Raw genomic sequence first — 16,044 nt, 5'->3', positions numbered from 1 at the left:
TTGACCAAATACGGGTTTGTACCGACTCCTGTCTGAGTCGCTGACCGAATCACTGTTGTCGCGTTGCTTTTGACCAGGGCGGGGTCAGGGTAACACTCGCCCGGATACGCCGTTCTTTCACGTTAACCGGAACCGATCGTTCATGGTCGACCGCTTGCGCTGCATACCCCCGTTCAACCATCAACTTGTCACCCGAATTTGTCTTTTGGTTGGAGTTTAAAAGTCGCTCGCCTGCAGGAGATGGGTTGGGGTGGTGGTCCCAACTCACCCCTTGCCGACCGCGCAGTCTCGGTGTTAAAACTGTCTCACTCAGCCATCCCCGCGGCTCCCCACAGCTTTGCACCTGCCACCTCCAGGTGCGTCAAATACACCCTAACCTCAAATTCAAGCTGGTGGTAACGCGGTTCCATGTGGCTGCACAGGCTGTAAAACGCTTTGTCGTGCGCACGCTCTTTCAGGTGGGCCAGCTCATGCACGGTGATCATGCGCAAAAACTCATCGGGCACGGTTTTGAACAGCGTGGCCACACGGATTTCGCGCTTGGCTTTGAGCTTGTTGCCCTGCACGCGTGACACTGTGGTGTGTGTGCCCAGGGCGTTTTTGACCACATGCAGCTTGGCATCAAACAGCACCTTGCCCACTGGGTCGGCACCACGCAGGTACTCGGCTTTGAGCGCTTGCACATAGTCAAACAGCGCCCGGTCGGTGCGCACGGTGTGGGCTTGCGGGTATTTTTGCTGCAGCCAGTCGGCCACGCGGCCTTGTGCCAGCAGCTTTTCAACCTGCGCCAAGGTCTCAAGCGGGTAGCCTTGCAGGTAACGCAGGGTGCTGGCAGGTGCTGAAGACACTATGCTTTAAATAGCTATCTACGCTTTATATATAAGCGCTAGAGGCCTATTTTGCTTAAACTTCCCGGCGCAGGGCAGGGAATAAAATCACGTCGCGAATGCTGCTGCTGTCGGTCAACAACATCATCAGCCGGTCCAGCCCCACGCCACAGCCACCGGTGGGTGGCATGCCGTATTCCAGGGCGCGGATGAAGTCGTGATCGTAGTACATGGCCTCATCATCGCCACTGTCTTTGGCCGCCACTTGTGCCTGGAAGCGGGCGGCTTGTTCTTCGGCATCGTTGAGCTCGCTGAAGCCGTTGCCGAATTCGCGCCCGGTGATGTAGAGCTCAAAACGCTCGGTCACTTCGGGGCGGCTGTCGTTGGCGCGCGCCAGCGGCGAGATCTCGGTGGGGTGCTCCATGATGAAGGTCGGCTGCCACAGCTGTTCTTCCACGGTTTCTTCAAAGTACAGCACTTGTAGCGCGGGCAGGCTGCGGGTAGAGATGTGGTGTTTGGCCTCGGTGATGCCCAGCTTGGGCAGGGCGGCCAGCAGCCAGGCCGCGCTGTCCACCTTCAGGCCCGAGCCGTCGTCCAACATTTGACCGGCCTCGGTGTATTTGCAGATGGCTTCATGAATGGTCAGGCGTTCAAAAGGCTGCTCCAGGTCAACGGCCTTGCCCGCGTAGCTGAGGTGCAGCGTGCCCGCAGCGCGCTGGGCCGCGTCACGTATCAGCGCTTCGGTGTAGGTCATCAAATCCTGGTAGTCCCAATAGGCGGCGTAGAACTCCATCATGGTGAACTCGGGGTTGTGGCGCACGCTGATGCCTTCGTTGCGAAAGCTGCGGTTGATCTCAAACACCCGCTCAAAGCCGCCCACAATCAGGCGTTTGAGGTACAGCTCGGGCGCAATGCGCAAAAACATTTGCTGATCCAGCGCGTTGTGGTGCGTGGTGAACGGCTTGGCGTTGGCACCGCCTGGAATGGAGTGCAGCATGGGGGTTTCGACCTCTAAAAAGTCGTGTGCCACCATGAATTCACGAATGCCCGACACGGCCTTGCTGCGCGCCATGAAACGCTTTTTGGTCTCTTCGTCGGTCATCAGATCGACATAACGCTGGCGGTATTTGACCTCTTGGTCGGCCATGCCGTGGAACTTGTCGGGCATCGGGCGCAGGCTCTTGGTGAGCAGGCGGATGACGCTGGCGTGAATCGACAACTCGCCGGTTTTGGTCTTGAACACCAGGCCCTCAGCGGCCACGATGTCGCCCAGGTCCCAATGCTTGAAAGCGTTGTAAACCTCTTCGCCAATGTCGTCGCGCTTGATGTAGACCTGAATGCGCCCGGTGCTGTCTTGCAAGGTGCAGAAGCTGGCCTTGCCCATGACGCGCTTGAGCATCATGCGCCCGGCAATTTTGGCTCTTGCGCCTTGTTCAAGCAGGCCTTCCGGGGTTTGCCCCGCGTGGGCGGCAAACAGGTCGGCGGCGTGGTCTGTGGGCTTGAAGTCGTTCGGGAAAGCTGAGCCTTTGCCCTGCGCCTGCGCTTGGCGCAGGGCATTGAGCTTGTCGCGCCGCTCCAAAATCAACTGGTTTTCGTCTTGTGCGGGGGCAGTGGGTGTTGGGGTGGTGGTTGTAGCAGGCATGTGGGGCAATCAAGGGCGACAGAGAAGAGGGCGGCTGGTGCGCAAGGCGCATCTGGCAAAACACGCTATTTTAAAGGTGGCGCACGTCTATCCCGTTGTACAGGCCAGCCCGAAGGAGTTCGGAGGTGGCCAGTGCGCTGCCCTGTTTGCCACCGCACGCCAACCCACGCTGCTGACTTACCGGTACTTGTTGAGATAAACCTTCTCAAACCCGCGCTTGGCCCAATGAAACAGGCGGCTGGAGGGCAAGATGATCTGGCGTTTTTCGTTGCGAAACACCAGGGTGGCATGGTCGATGGCATCGATGATGCAGACCAGCTCGACCTTGAAGGTGGCGCGGGCGGTCTGGCCGCTCAGTTCAGCCAGCAGGTTCTTGGCGGCGGCCTCGGCCTGCAGGTCTGCCATGTGCGCTTGCTTGGGCATCCAGTCGGGGCCGGGGAAGCTGCCCGAGTCACCCACCACATAAATCCGCTGGGTGCCTTCGACACGGCACTGGGCATCGGCCTTGAGCAGGCCGCCGGGCGAGCGTGGTAGGCTGGTCTGGTCAAACCACAGATTGCCGGTCATGCCGGGCATGAAGAGGATCAGGTCAGCGGCAAATTCGCCACCCTCGGTGACTACTTTGTCGGCTGAGAAGCTCTTGAGCTTGTGACCCAGGTGGGTCTCGATGCCGCGCTTTTTCATCTGCGCCAGCAGGTGACTCACGGCCTTAGGACCGAGCCGGTTGCCAGGTTCGGTGGACGGGTTGAAAAACACCAGCTTGAATTGATCGCGCCGACCTTCGCGCTTGAGCTGCTCATCGATACCAAATAAAAACTCAAACATCGGGCCACCGCGTACCGCGCTGGGCTCGTTGGGGTTGCCGGCAAACCCCATGGCAATGGTGCCACCGGTCATGGATTTGAGCCGCTGGCTGAATTTTTCGACCGCTGCGATGCCCTCGCACGGCGTGATGGCGTGCTCAATGCCAGGCAGCTTTTTGATGAATCGTCCACCCGAGGCAATGATCAGTGCGTCGTTGCGCACTTCGCCCGCTGTGGTGTCCACCAGGCGCCCGTCTTCGCGCAGGCCGGTGACTTCAGCTTGTACATACTTCACCTTCATCCGTGCGAAAAAGTTCTTCAGGTCAATGGTCAGTTGCTCCCGCGTGCGCAAGCCGCTGGGAATCCAGATGGTGCCAGGCAGGTAATGCAGTTCGGCACGCGGGGCGATCAGCGTGATGTCGGCATGGGCATTCTGTTTTCGCAGTTCGCGCACGGACGAGAGCGCGCCAAAGCCTGCGCCAATGATGGTGATTTGGTGGGTCATCGGGTAAGAGTTGAGTGAAGGTGAAAGTGAGAGAGCAGGCTTGAACCGTCCAAGTGTGAATCAGCCCCAACGCAGCCAGGCAGCCAGAGCCAGCGCAGCAAGGCAAGCCCAGCCCGAAAAAAACCAGCGCCACAGCGGCCAACGCGGCACAAAGCCGACACCGTTGACCAACCCGGCGCTCATGGCCCAAAAGATCAGCATGGCAAACGTGTGGTCAGCACTACCGTCAGCCTTGGCAAAGGCAAACGGGTAGATGCTGCCGCCGATCATGATGAGCAGCGCAACGGCCAAGCTCAGTGGCCGAGTTTTGGGCGGACTGATCCGCACTGGCGATGAATTCACAGCCTGACTCATTGCTTTGGAGGGTCGGCTTCTTCGCGCGCAAACTGGTTCTCGCCCCACATGGCGTTCAAAATGGCCAGCAAGACCGCAAAACCGATGCCCAAAATCCAGGTGAAGTACCACATATCAATCCTTTTGTTGGTGTTTTTCCGCTTCCATATCAATCCGACATGTTGTTGCTTCGCCTCGCCGTGCCAGAGCACTGTCTTCGGCTTTGCGCCTAATGTCGTATCGATCTGAAAACGGAATTAAAACTGGGTTAAAACCCTCGTTGACAAGAGCGACCGTTGGGCAGCGCGTGCCATTTCAATAAGCCGCATGGTCGTTTTCACGGATGTAAGCCGCAGTCACCTTGCCGCGCATCACGCTGTAGGCCCAAGAGGTGTAAAAAATGATCAGCGGCATGAAAATCAGTGTGGCCCAGAACATCAGACCCAGCGTCATGTGGCTCGACACACTGTCCCACACTGTGAGGCTGGAGGCTGGGTGGGTGCTCGACGGCATGACAAACGGGAACATTGACGCGCCCGCTGTGCCAATCACCCCCAAAATGGCCAGTGACGAAGTGATGAACGCGCTCAGGGTGTGGCGCGCTGCCAGCAGCACGGCTGTGAGCGCTGCGCCCAGCACGCCGAGCGCGGGCAGCAGCCACATCAGGGGTTGCTGCGCGTAGTTGCTCATCCACGCACCGGCTTCGCGCACCACGGTTTTGGACAGGGGGTCGGGCATGCTTGATGCGTTGACCACCGAGGTGATGCGATAGCCGTCGATGGATTGCAGCCAGAAGCCTGCGGCCACAAAGCTCAGCATCAGCACCACGGTTGCGCCGATGGTGGCGCGCACCGTGCGCGCCTGGATGATGCCCTCGGTGCGGTGCGCCAGGTAGCTGCCACCCTGCATGGTGATCATGGCGGTGCTGACCACACCCGTGAGCAAGGCAAACGGGTTGAGCAGTTGCCAGAAACTGCCGGTGTAGGTGGAGACCAGGTAGGCATCAAACTGGAACGGCACGCCCTGCAGCAGGTTGCCAAAGGCCACGCCAAAGATCAGCGGCGGCACAGCTCCACCCACAAACAGACCCCAGTCCCACACGCTGCGCCAGGTGGGGTTGGCGATCTTGCTGCGGTAGTCAAAGCCCACCGGTCTGAAGAACAGCGCCCACAGCACCACCAGCATGGCCCAGTAAAAGCCGCTGAACGCGGTGGCATAGACCAGCGGCCAGGCGGCAAAAATGGCTCCACCGCCGGTGATGAACCACACCTGGTTGCCATCCCAATGCGGCCCCACCGTGTTGATGACCACGCGGCGTTCCACGTCGTTGCGACCCACAAAAGGCAGCAGCGTACCCACGCCCATGTCGTGGCCGTCCATGATGGCAAAGCCGACCAGCAGCACACCCACCAGCAGCCACCAGATGATCTTCAGCGTTGAATAGTCAAACATGATGTCTCTCTCTTTCAGGCGTGTGCCACAACAGCGTGGTGATGAATCTCATTTTGATAGCGCCCTGTGCCCAAACTACCTGGGCCCAAGCGTGCAAACTTGATCATCAGGAACATCTCCACCACCAACAAAATGGTGTAGAAGCTGATGAAGCCTGCAAGCGAACCGTACAGGCTGCCCACGCTCAGGGTGGAGACCGACATGTGCGTGGGCAGCACGCCGTAGATCGTCCACGGTTGACGACCATACTCGGCCACGAACCAGCCCAGCTCGCAGGCCAGCCAGGGCACGGGCAGCATCCACAGCGCCGACTTCAGCAGCCAGGGCTTTCGCGCGAACGTGTCCTTGAGCGTGTTGTAGAAAGCCAAACCAAAAAGCAGCAGCATGGCAAAACCCATGCCCACCATCAGGCGAAAGCCCCAGAACATGGGCACCACCCGTGGCACTGTGTCGTTGACGGCTTGCTCAATGATCTCGGGCGTAGCCTGGTTCACGTCCAGCACATATTTGCGCAACAGCAGACCAAAGCCCAAGTCGGCCTTGTATTTTTCAAATTTGTCTTTGGCCGCAACGTCGCCACGGTTGGCGCGCAAGGCCTCCAAAGCGCTGACGGCCTGGATGCCTTGCACAATGCGTTCCCGATTTTTCGCCTTGATCTCATGGATACCCGGGATTTCTTTGGTCAGTGAACGCGTGCCAATGATGCCCATGACCCAGGGAATTTCCACTTCCCAGTCGTTTTTTTGCTCAGCTTCGTTGATACCGGCCACCAGCGTCAGCCCGGCGGGTGCGGGTTTGGTCTCCCACATGGCTTCCATGGCGGCCAGTTTGGTCTGTTGCGCTTCGCCCACGGTGTAGCCCGACTCGTCGCCCAGCACAATCACCGAACAGACACTGGCCAGCCCAAAGGCGGCCGCCACCCGGAAACTGCGTTTGGCAAACTCGATATCACGGCGTTTAAGCAAGTACCAGCTTGAAATGGAAAGCACAAACATCGCACCCGTCACATAGCCGGCTGAAACCGTATGGACAAATTTGGCTTGCGCATCGGGGTTGAAGAGCACGGCCCAGAAGTCGGTCATTTCCATGCGCATGGTCTGGTAGCTGAATTCCGCCCCCACCGGGTTTTGCATCCAGCCGTTGGCAATCAGAATCCACAGCGCTGACAGATTGGTGCCCAGCGCCATCAACACGGTCACCATCAGGTGCTGGCGTTTGGACAGTCGGTCCCAGCCGAAGAAAAACAGGCCGATCATGGTGGATTCCAGAAAGAACGCCATCAGCCCCTCAATGGCCAGCGGTGCGCCAAAGATGTCACCCACGTAATGCGAGTAATAAGCCCAGTTGGTGCCAAACTGGAATTCCATGGTGATGCCGGTGGTGACACCAAGGGCAAAGTTGATGCCAAACAGCTTGCCCCAGAAGCGCGTCATGTCCTTCCAGATCACGTTGCCGGTCATCACATAGACGCTCTCCATGATGACCAGCATCCACACCATGCCAATCGTCAATGGCACAAAAAGAAAGTGATACAGCGCTGTGGCAGCGAACTGCAAGCGCGACAAATCTACCAATTCATTGGAAATCAAGGCTGTTCTCCTTTGTTGCCCGAGGTACTGCTTGTTGAAAGAAACTGGTCTGACACCAGCTTGGCATCCACTGCCACGCGCTGATCATGAAAAAACGCCCACCACAAGACTGTCAACACAACCAGCTTGGCCAGTAGCACCCAGGCCAACTTTTTGATGAGGTTTTTTTGCGGTAGCGTCATGGCAGTTACGAAGTCTTCATTTCTACGCTCTCAATAAGCGTGCCACCTTCCATGGTTTTTAAATTCTTTTTATTTTTCAATGTGTTATGTTTTTTTAAGATGAATTAAGAAAACTGCGAATGGTCTCATTTATGCCATCTATGTCATTTTTGTCATATTGGCAGTCAGACATCTGGCATGCTGACAACTTGAAGCCTGCCCCGAAGCTCAACTGTTCGGTGCGTGCCCTGTCGTTATGATTCAAGTGCAGTCCTTTGCTGCGGCTTTAGAACCCTTCCCATGCTGTACCAAATTGTTTCCCTGCTGCTTGAAGTTGTTTGTGGCATTTTGAGCGGCGTTTGCCTGCTGCGCCTGTACATGCAGTACCAGCGCATCCCGATGTCGGTGCGCTCGGGCAATCCGCTGGGCGGGTTTGTGTTTGCGTTGTCTGACTGGATGGTGCTGCCGCTGCGGCGCGTGTTGCCGTCAGTGGGTGCCTTGGACACTGCCAGTTTGGCAGCAGCATTTTTGTTGCAGTTGGCCGAGTTTGGCGTGCTGTGGCTGCTGGCGGGCGGCGCGGGTGGGCTCTTTGCGGTGCCTATTCTGGCGGCATTTGGCCTGGCGCGCATGGCCATTTCGGGCATGACGGGTGCGGTGATTGTTTACGCTGTGTTGTCCTGGATTCAAACCCACTCTCCCATGGCAGACATCATTGAGCGTCTGGTGGCGCCGCTGTTGATGCCAATTCGCCGCTTTGTGCCGCTGGTGAGCGGCGTTGACCTGTCGCCGCTGGTGCTGCTGGTGATTTTGCAAATTGCGGCCATTGTGCTGGGCAATGTGCAGGCTGGCGCACTGATGGCGTTCTGACTTTCAGCCAGTTTGGCCGCAGAGCCAGCAGAACAAAAGTTGCATTGGCTTTGAACCAATGTCTGTCTAAGATTATATGAAAAATAAGCATCTAGCCCTTATAGAATAAGCGATAGTAGCTATTTTATTAATAGTATTTTTTGTTTCTTTTTTACCCTCAAGGAGCACCCTGATGCCCACCACCTGGAAGTTCGAGACCCAATCCGTCCACGCCGGTTACTCGCCTGACCCGACCACCAAATCGGTGGCCGTGCCGATTTACCAAACCGTGGCCTACGCCTTTGACAGTGCCCAGCACGGCGCAGATTTGTTTGACCTGAAGGTGGCTGGCAACATCTACACCCGCATCATGAACCCCACCAACGACGTGCTCGAAAAACGCGTGGCGGCGCTCGAAGGCGGCATTGCCGGGCTGGCGCTGGCCTCGGGCTCGGCCGCGGTCACCTACGCCATTCAAACCATTGCCGAAGTGGGCGACAACATTGTGGCCAGCAACGCCCTGTATGGCGGCACGTACAACCTGTTTGCACACACCTTTCCGCTCTCGGGCATTGAAGTGCGCTTTGTTGACCCCAGTGACCTGGCCGCTCTAGAGGCGCTGATTGACGACAAAACCAAGGCGGTTTACATCGAATCCATCAGCAACCCGCAGGGGCGCGTGACCGACATTGCGGCCATTGCCGCTGTGGCGCACCGCCACGCCACGCCGCTGATTGTGGACAACACCGTGGCCACGCCTTACCTGCTGCGCCCGATCGAGCACGGGGCCGACATCGTGGTGCAGTCGCTCACCAAATACCTGGGCGGCCACGGCAACAGCATTGGCGGGGCCATCATCGACTCGGGCAAGTTCCCGTGGGCCGAGCACAAGGCCAAGTTCAAACGCCTGAGCGAGCCTGACCAAAGCTACCACGGCGTGGTCTACACCGAGGCGCTGGGCGCTGCCGCCTACATTGGCCGTGCCCGCGTGGTGCCGCTGCGCAACACCGGCGCGGCGCTGTCGCCATTTAACGCATTTTTGATTCTGCAAGGCATTGAGACCCTGGCGCTGCGCATGGATCGCATCAACGACAACACGCTCAAGATCACGCAGTTTTTGCAAAACCACCCCAAGGTGTCGTGGGTCAGCTACGCCGGCTTGCCCAACCACCCGGATCACGCGCTGGCGAAAAAGTACATGGGTGGCAAGGCCTCTGGGCTGTTCACGTTTGGGGTTAAGTCCGCGCCCGGGCAAGGCCGCGTGGCCGGGGCGGCGTTTCTGGATGCCCTCCAGTTGTTTACGCGGCTGGTCAATATCGGCGATGCCAAGTCGCTGGCCACGCACCCGGCATCGACCACGCACCGCCAGTTGTCGCCGCAAGAGCTGGCCAAGGCGGGCATTCCTGAAGACGCAGTGCGCTTGTCGATTGGCATTGAACACATTGATGACCTGTTGGCTGACCTGACCCAGGCCTTGGCTGCGGTCTAGCCGGACGGCGCTTCCCGCCACGCCCCACGCCTACAATGCAGCCCGTTTTTGAACCGAGAAAATTCATGAGGGCTTGGAAGGGCAGCGAGGGCAGTTGCGAGTGAGTTTCGTCCCTCTTTGTCGCCTGTAGCCGTAGCTACAGGCGACAAAGAGGGACGAAAATGGCCGCAAATGCACCGCTGACACCCAAGCCGCACCGCAGGTGCGCCCCATGGATTTTTTCGGTTAAACCCAACCAAACTCAGGGAAAACTGCATGAAACTGACCGCTTCTATCTTCAAAGCCTATGACATCCGAGGTGTCGTCCCCAGCACGTTAAACGCTGAAGTGGCGCAAGGTTTAGGGCGTGCCTTTGGCACCGTGGCGCTGCGCGAAGGCCAAACCAAAGTGGCGGTGGGGCGCGACGGCCGCTTGAGCGGATCCGATTTAAGCGCTGCCCTGATGCGTGGCCTGGTTGATGCGGGGGTGGAGGTCATTGACATTGGCCTGGCCACTACGCCCATGCTTTACTTTGCGGCTCACACGCTGGCCACCAGCGGCATTCAGGTCACGGGCAGCCACAACCCCAAAGACTACAACGGCTTCAAAATGGTGCTGGCCGGACGTGCCATTTATGGTGACGAGATTCAAAACCTGCGCTGCATCATGGAAGCCGAGTCGTGGCAACTGTGCGCCGGCGGGCACATCACCCGTGTGGATGTGCTGGCTGATTACACCGCCCGCATTGTGGGCGACATCAAGCTAGCGCGCCCCATGAAAATTGTGGTCGACAGTGGCAACGGCATTGCTGGCGCGTCTGCCCCCGGCATTTTGCGTGCCATTGGTTGCGAGGTGACCGAGCTGTTCAGCGAAGTGGACGGCAACTTTCCCAATCACCACCCCGACCCCAGCAAGCCCGACAACCTACGTGATGTGATGGCCGCCTTGAAAGCGGGTGATGCCGAGCTGGGCTTGGCTTTTGATGGCGATGGCGACCGCCTGGGGCTGGTCACCAAAGATGGCCAAACCATCTACCCTGACCGCCAAATGATGTTGTTTGCAGCCGATGTGTTGCAGCGTGTGCCGGGCGGCACCATTTTGTTTGACGTGAAATGCTCGCAGCGCCTGGCGCCAGCCATTGAAGCTGCCGGTGGCGTGCCATTGATGTTCAAAACTGGCCACTCGCTCATCAAAGCCAAGATGAAAGAAATCAACGCCCCTCTGGGCGGCGAGATGAGTGGCCACGTGTTCTTTAAAGAGCGCTGGTATGGCTTTGACGATGGCACTTACGCCGCCTGCCGCCTGCTTGAAATTTTGAGCCGCCATGCCGATGCCAGTGCTGTGCTCAACGCCTTGCCCACCAGTTTTTCCACTCCAGAGCTGAATGTGAAATGCGCCGAAGGCCAGCCGCACACGCTGGTGGCGCAGCTGGTGGCGCAAGTTGCTTTTGCCGCACCGGCAACCGTCAACACCATTGATGGCCTGCGGGTGGACTGGCCAGACGGCTTTGGGCTGATTCGCGCCTCCAACACAACGCCCGTGCTGGTGTTGCGCTTTGAAGGCCACACCCCCGAGGCCTTGGCACGCATCCAGACCGACATGATGGCGCTGCTGCACCAAGTGCTGCCCGGTGCCGTGACCGACGAGGCCGCGCATTGAGTGTGAGCCTGCACCTTTGGTGCGCTTGGGTCTTGGATGTGTTAATTTGAAAATTCTGATTGTCAAACTCTCCTCGTTGGGGGATGTGGTGCATGCCATGGCCGCGGTGCAAGACATCGTGCGCGAACGCCCTGGCGTGCAGATTGACTGGGTGGTGGAGCGTGGCTTTGTGCCGCTGGTGCGCCGCTGCAAAGGGGTGCACCGTGTCATTGCGTGCGACTTGCGGCAGTGGCGCAAAACCCTTTTCAGCGCTGCCACACGGCACGCCTGGGCACTGTTCAAAGCCGAGCTGCAGCAAGAGCGCTACGACGCAGTGCTAGACCTGCAAGGCTTGACCAAGTCCGCCCTGGTGTCCTGGCTGGCACACCTGGCGCCGCAAGGCAAGCGCTATGGCATGGCCAACCAAACTGAAGGGTCGAGCTTTGAAGCCCCCGCGCGCTGGGTGGCAGACGTGGCTATCACGCTGCCCGCGCACAGCCACGCTGTCACCCGCGCCCGACTGCTGTGCGCCAAGGCGCTGCGGTATGAATTGCCTTTTGACATGCATTTCGGGCTGTTAGCGCATGTGAATCAAGCGCCAGCAGCTATCAAAAACATTGCATTCAAACGCGGTTTGCGTGGCATGGTGGCGCTGGTGCATGGCACCTCTCGGGCAGACAAAGAGTGGCCGCTGGCCTGTTGGCGCGAGCTGGCGCAGCGCTTGAATGTGGCCGGTTTTGGTGTCGCCTTGCCGCATGGCAGCTCGGCAGAAGAGCAGGTAGCGCAGACCATTGCGCATGACTTGGAACACGCCCAGGTGTGGCCGCGCTTGGCGCTGGACGGTTTGACCGACGCGCTGGCCACCTGCACCGGGGTGATCGGGGTCGACAGTGGTCTGAGCCACATGGCCGTGGCGCTGGCTTTGCCGCATGTGCAAATTTACAACTTCGACACCGCCTGGCGCACCGGCCCGCTGCCGCCCGCCGAGCCAGACGCACCCATGTTTCAGGCCGCCGTGTTTGCCCAGCCTTGCCCCAGCGTGGACGCGGTCTGGCAGGCTTGGCAAGCCGTGCTGAATGCCTAAGGGCTTTTCATGATGCGCTGGCTTTACTCGGGCTTGATGCGGCTGGCGCAGCCGTTGCTCAAACGCAAGTTGCTTCGGCGCAGCCAGCAAGAACCGGGCTATGCCAAAGATATTCCAGAGCGCTTTGGCCATTACGCCCAAGCCGTGCCGCTGCATGCAGGCGCCACGCTGTGGCTGCATGCGGTGTCGTTGGGTGAAACCCGTGCCAGCGCAGCACTGCTGGCGGCTTTGCGCGCGCAGTTGCCCAACCTGCGGCTGGTGTTGACGCACGGCACTGCAACCGGGCGCGCCGAGGGGCAGAAGCTGCTGCAACCCGGCGACCTGCAAGCCTGGCAGCCGTGGGACACACCTGCGGCGGTGCAGCAGTTTTTGAGCCATTTCAAGCCAGACATGGGCATCTTGATGGAAACTGAGGTCTGGCCCAACCTGGTGGCGGGTTGCCAACGGCTGGGCGTGCCGCTGGTGCTGGTCAACGCCCGTTTGAGCGACAAGTCTTTGCGCCAAGCGCAGCGGCTGGCTTGGCTGGCGCGCTCAGCCTTTGCCGGCTTGACGGCGGTCTGGGCGCAAACGCCGGCCGATGCCGCGCGCTTGCAGTCGCTTGGTGCCAAGGTGACTGGCGTGCTGGGCAATTTGAAGTTTGATGCCCAGGTCAACCCCACACAGCTTGCCGCTGGCCGCTCCTGGCGCAACGGCAGCGCAAGGCCGGTGGTGATGCTGGCCAGTTCGCGCGCGGGCGAAGAACTGGCGCTGCTTGAAAATTTGAAGCATTTTAGGCCTCTAGCGCTTATGGATAAAGCGCGAACAGCTATAAATAATGTAGTAAATGAAGTGCAGTGGTTGATCGTTCCGCGCCACCCACAGCGCTTTGAGGAAGTGGCAGAGTTGATTCAGGCACATGGTTTTGAGCTGCAACGGCGCACGGCTTGGCCAGATGCTGGGCCACCGCCCGCATCTGGCCATGAGATTTGGCTGGGTGACTCGCTCGGCGAAATGGCGCTGTATTACGGCTTGGCCAACGTGGCCTTGTTGGGTGGCAGCTTTGCGCCGTTGGGCGGTCAAAATCTGATTGAGGCAGCTGCATGCGGCTGCCCGGTGGTGATGGGGCCGAGCACCTTCAACTTTGCTGAAGCGGCAGAGCAGGCGCTCTTGGCGGGTGCGGCAAGCCGGGTCAAAGACATGGCTGAAGCCGTGCAGACGGCAGTTCACCTTGCCCAATCCCCCACTGAGCTGGCACGCCGGGTGCAAGCCAGCAGCGATTTTTTTGAAGCCAACCAGGGCGCGGTGCAGCGCACCGCCAGCGCCATCAAGGCGCTGCTGTAAAGGCTATTTGGCCAGCAAAGCGTTCACGGCGTTGAGGTCATCGGCCTTGAGCGTGCCGTTGGCTTGGCGCAAGCGCAAGCTGCCCAGCAACACGTCGTAGCGGGCTTTAGCCAGCTTGGCTTGGGTGTTGTAGAGGGCGGTTTGGGCGTTGAGCACGTCAATGTTGATGCGCACACCCACTTGGTAGCCCAGCTTGGTGGCATCGAGTGCGCTTTGGCTTGAGGCTTGTGCGGCCTCCAGCGCCTTGACTTGACCCAAGCCAGACTCCACCCCAAAGTAAGCGGTGCGGGTGGCCTGTGCCACGGCACGTTTGGCGGCCTCTACATCACTGCGAGCTTTGTCTTCAAGTGCCAGGGTTTCTTTGATGCGGTTTTGGGTTGCGTGGCCGGCGAACAAGGGCAGGTTCAGACTCACGCCGACCGTGGCGACGTTGGTGCGGTAGTCGAGCAAGGTGTTGCTTGAGCCGTTGTTTTGGGTCACGCTGTAGCCTGCCGTCAAGTCCACTGTGGGCAAGTGGCCAGATTGGGCTTTTTGGGTTTCAAGTTGAGCCACTTCCAGCCCCAGCTGCGCTTGCCGAACAGTGGGGTGGTCTTGTTCAGACTGCGCCACCCAGTGCGCTACGTCTTGCGGTGCCACCGGGGCAATATGCACCGGGCTGGCCAAAGGCAAAGGCTGGGCATTGGTTTTGCCGGTGAGCTGATCCAGCGCGATTTTCTTGACCCGCAAATCGTTTGAAGCGGCAATTTCTTGCGCCAGCACCAAGTCATATTGCGACTGGGCTTCGCGCGTGTCGGTGATGGTGGCGGTGCCCACTTCAAAGTTGCGTTTGGCCGAGGCCAGTTGCTCTGCCACTGCGGCTTTTTGCGCTTGTACAAAGGTCAGGTTGTCAGCCGCAGCCAGCACGTCAAAGTAAGCCTGGCTCAAGCGCACGATCAAATCCTGGTCTGCGGCCAACAGGGCGGCTTGCGCCACATCAACAGACTTTTTGCCCTGCTCGGCGGTGGCCTTGTTGAAGGGACGAAACAGGGGTTGGCTGGCGCTGAGGGTGATGTTTTGGTTGCCATAACCACCACGGTCAAAGGCTGGCACATCACTGGACAGATTGACCCGGTTGGCCCCCATGCTCAGGTTGGCGCTGGGCAGCAGCAAGGCCTTGCTTTGCTCGGCTTTGGCCAGGTTGGCATCAAAAAACAGTTTGGCAGATTGGTAGCTGGCATCAAAACTGCGCGCAGCGTCATACAACGCCACCAGGCTTTGCGCATGCGCAGGCAGAACAAAAGCGGCCGACAAAGCCAATGACACAGGCAATAAACGCAGTTTCATGATGGGTAGGTACAAAGTAAAAAAAACAACACCGGCTCAGTAGCGTGGCACGCTGGGGTCTAGCTCGGACGACCAGGCGTTGATGCCACCTGCCACATTGGCCACATGTTTGAAACCACGGGCTTTGAGAAAGTTGGCCACTTGCATGCTGCGTCCGCCGTGATGGCACAGGCAGGCCACGGGTTGATGGGGGTCGAGTTCGCTCAAGCGGGGCGGAATCACGCCCATGGGGATGGTGATGAGCTCAAAACCGTCGGCCTTGATGCTGGCGGTTTGCAGCTCGGAGGGCTCGCGAACGTCAAGCACTACCGGATTGCCGTGGCCGCGCACGGACTCAAGCCAGTCTTTGAGTTGCAGGGGTCGAATGTGTTGAACCATGATCAGAATTGAAAGGCAGACGGTTGTGGGAAATGAGCCAAGCGTGGGGCGTTGTCGTCCCACTTCTGGGTGACAGTGAAATTGGTTTCACTGGTGCGGGTGATAAGCTGGGCGTGCATGATGGGCTCTTCACCCACAATGCCCACCAGACGACCGCCGACTTTGAGCAAGTCAAGCAAGTTTTTGGGTACTTCTGCCACCGAGCCACCCAGCACAATCACATCAAACGGGGCGTCGGCCGGGGTGCCTTTGGCACCATCGGCCAAGCGCACTTCCGCGTTGTGCACACCGGCACGTTGCAGGTTGGCGCGCGCCATGTCGACCAATTCGGGGTTGATTTCAAGCGAGATCACACGTTGTGCCTGGCGCGCCAAGATGGCGGTCATGAAGCCGGTTCCGGTGCCAATTTCGAGCACTTTGTCGGTGGCTAGGGCAGCAGCGTCTTGCAGCAAGCGCGCTTGCACACGGGGTGGCAGCATGCTTTGCCCACCGGGCAGGGCGATGGCCATGTCAACAAAGGCCAAAGATTTTTGCGCCAGCGGCACAAAGTCTTCACGCTTGACCAGGCTCAGCAGCTCCAGCACAGCATCGTCAGACACGTCCCAGGGGCGAATCTGTTGCTCAATCATGTAGTAGCGGGCTTGTTCTACGTCTTGCAAGTTCATTTTGGTACTC

16 protein-coding genes are annotated in these 16,044 nt (G+C 59.0%); 5 read left to right on the top strand and 11 right to left on the bottom strand.

The features are described from left to right. Positions 1 to 305 precede the first annotated feature (305 nt). The 8 genes from PHT20_RS11735 to cydP all read right to left on the bottom strand — a co-directional run bounded on the left by PHT20_RS11735 (position 306) and on the right by cydP (position 7,333). The gene (locus tag PHT20_RS11735) at positions 306 to 824 is read right to left on the bottom strand and encodes a YgjP-like metallopeptidase domain-containing protein (protein WP_300087413.1); all 519 of its coding nucleotides are present in this window, start codon (positions 822 to 824) and stop codon (positions 306 to 308) included. A gap of 79 nt (positions 825 to 903) precedes the next feature. Further along, on the bottom strand, positions 904 to 2,469 hold the full coding sequence (lysS, locus tag PHT20_RS11730) for a lysine--tRNA ligase (protein ID WP_301020658.1): 1,566 nt from the start codon (positions 2,467 to 2,469) through the stop codon (positions 904 to 906). A 177-nt stretch (positions 2,470 to 2,646) separates the two neighbouring features. After that, positions 2,647 to 3,777 (bottom strand): FAD-dependent oxidoreductase, encoded by a 1,131-nt coding sequence (locus PHT20_RS11725; protein ID WP_301020657.1) that lies wholly within the window; start codon positions 3,775 to 3,777, stop codon positions 2,647 to 2,649. A 60-nt stretch (positions 3,778 to 3,837) separates the two neighbouring features. Further along, complete coding sequence (locus PHT20_RS11720) at positions 3,838 to 4,119, bottom strand: cyd operon YbgE family protein (protein WP_301020656.1); 282 nt, start codon at positions 4,117 to 4,119, stop codon at positions 3,838 to 3,840. An 8-nt stretch (positions 4,120 to 4,127) separates the two neighbouring features. Next, entirely contained in the window at positions 4,128 to 4,244 is a 117-nt protein-coding gene (gene cydX / locus PHT20_RS11715; RefSeq protein ID WP_301020655.1) for a cytochrome bd-I oxidase subunit CydX, read from the bottom strand. 181 nt (positions 4,245 to 4,425) lie between these two features. After that, a complete protein-coding gene (gene cydB / locus PHT20_RS11710; RefSeq protein ID WP_301020654.1) occupies positions 4,426 to 5,562 on the bottom strand; it encodes a cytochrome d ubiquinol oxidase subunit II in 1,137 nt (378 codons plus the stop codon). A 14-nt stretch (positions 5,563 to 5,576) separates the two neighbouring features. Further along, complete coding sequence (locus tag PHT20_RS11705) at positions 5,577 to 7,151, bottom strand: cytochrome ubiquinol oxidase subunit I (protein WP_301020653.1); 1,575 nt, start codon at positions 7,149 to 7,151, stop codon at positions 5,577 to 5,579. Beyond that, complete coding sequence (cydP, locus tag PHT20_RS11700) at positions 7,148 to 7,333, bottom strand: cytochrome oxidase putative small subunit CydP (RefSeq protein WP_301020652.1); 186 nt, start codon at positions 7,331 to 7,333, stop codon at positions 7,148 to 7,150. The genes PHT20_RS11705 and cydP overlap by 4 nt, the downstream gene beginning before the upstream one ends. A 279-nt stretch (positions 7,334 to 7,612) precedes the next feature. On the opposite strand from cydP, the gene PHT20_RS11695 reads away from it, so the two are divergent. The 5 genes from PHT20_RS11695 (at position 7,613) to PHT20_RS11675 (ending at position 13,668) form a co-directional block, all read left to right on the top strand. Next, positions 7,613 to 8,179 (top strand): YggT family protein, encoded by a 567-nt coding sequence (locus PHT20_RS11695; protein ID WP_301020651.1) that lies wholly within the window; start codon positions 7,613 to 7,615, stop codon positions 8,177 to 8,179. A 172-nt stretch (positions 8,180 to 8,351) separates the two neighbouring features. Further along, the gene (locus PHT20_RS11690; RefSeq protein WP_301020650.1) at positions 8,352 to 9,647 is read left to right on the top strand and encodes an aminotransferase class I/II-fold pyridoxal phosphate-dependent enzyme; all 1,296 of its coding nucleotides are present in this window, start codon (positions 8,352 to 8,354) and stop codon (positions 9,645 to 9,647) included. A gap of 255 nt (positions 9,648 to 9,902) precedes the next feature. Beyond that, positions 9,903 to 11,285: a phosphomannomutase/phosphoglucomutase gene (locus PHT20_RS11685; RefSeq protein ID WP_301020649.1), complete on the top strand. Its 1,383-nt coding sequence runs from the start codon at positions 9,903 to 9,905 to the stop codon at positions 11,283 to 11,285. Between the two features lie 46 nt (positions 11,286 to 11,331). Continuing rightward, on the top strand, positions 11,332 to 12,348 hold the full coding sequence (waaC, locus tag PHT20_RS11680; RefSeq protein ID WP_301020648.1) for a lipopolysaccharide heptosyltransferase I: 1,017 nt from the start codon (positions 11,332 to 11,334) through the stop codon (positions 12,346 to 12,348). 9 nt (positions 12,349 to 12,357) lie between these two features. Beyond that, positions 12,358 to 13,668 carry a 3-deoxy-D-manno-octulosonic acid transferase gene (locus PHT20_RS11675; protein ID WP_301020647.1) on the top strand — a complete coding sequence of 437 codons (1,311 nt, stop codon included), beginning with the start codon at positions 12,358 to 12,360 and terminating at the stop codon, positions 13,666 to 13,668. 3 nt (positions 13,669 to 13,671) lie between these two features. Here the strand turns inward: PHT20_RS11675 and PHT20_RS11670 are convergent, their stop codons facing one another. The 3 genes from PHT20_RS11670 to PHT20_RS11660 are packed head-to-tail and all read right to left on the bottom strand — an operon-like array spanning position 13,672 to position 16,034. Then, positions 13,672 to 14,991 carry a TolC family outer membrane protein gene (locus PHT20_RS11670; RefSeq protein WP_301020646.1) on the bottom strand — a complete coding sequence of 440 codons (1,320 nt, stop codon included), beginning with the start codon at positions 14,989 to 14,991 and terminating at the stop codon, positions 13,672 to 13,674. A 36-nt stretch (positions 14,992 to 15,027) separates the two neighbouring features. Next, positions 15,028 to 15,369: a rhodanese-like domain-containing protein gene (locus tag PHT20_RS11665; RefSeq protein WP_301020645.1), complete on the bottom strand. Its 342-nt coding sequence runs from the start codon at positions 15,367 to 15,369 to the stop codon at positions 15,028 to 15,030. Between the two features lie 2 nt (positions 15,370 to 15,371). Continuing rightward, on the bottom strand, positions 15,372 to 16,034 hold the full coding sequence (locus tag PHT20_RS11660; protein WP_301020644.1) for a protein-L-isoaspartate O-methyltransferase: 663 nt from the start codon (positions 16,032 to 16,034) through the stop codon (positions 15,372 to 15,374). Positions 16,035 to 16,044 lie beyond the last annotated feature (10 nt).

The organism is Rhodoferax sp. (genome assembly GCF_028715765.1).
Classification (GTDB): domain Bacteria; phylum Pseudomonadota; class Gammaproteobacteria; order Burkholderiales; family Burkholderiaceae_C; genus Rhodoferax.
Note: the sequence above shows the minus strand (reverse complement) of the source record. Positions and strands in the feature narration are given on the sequence as shown.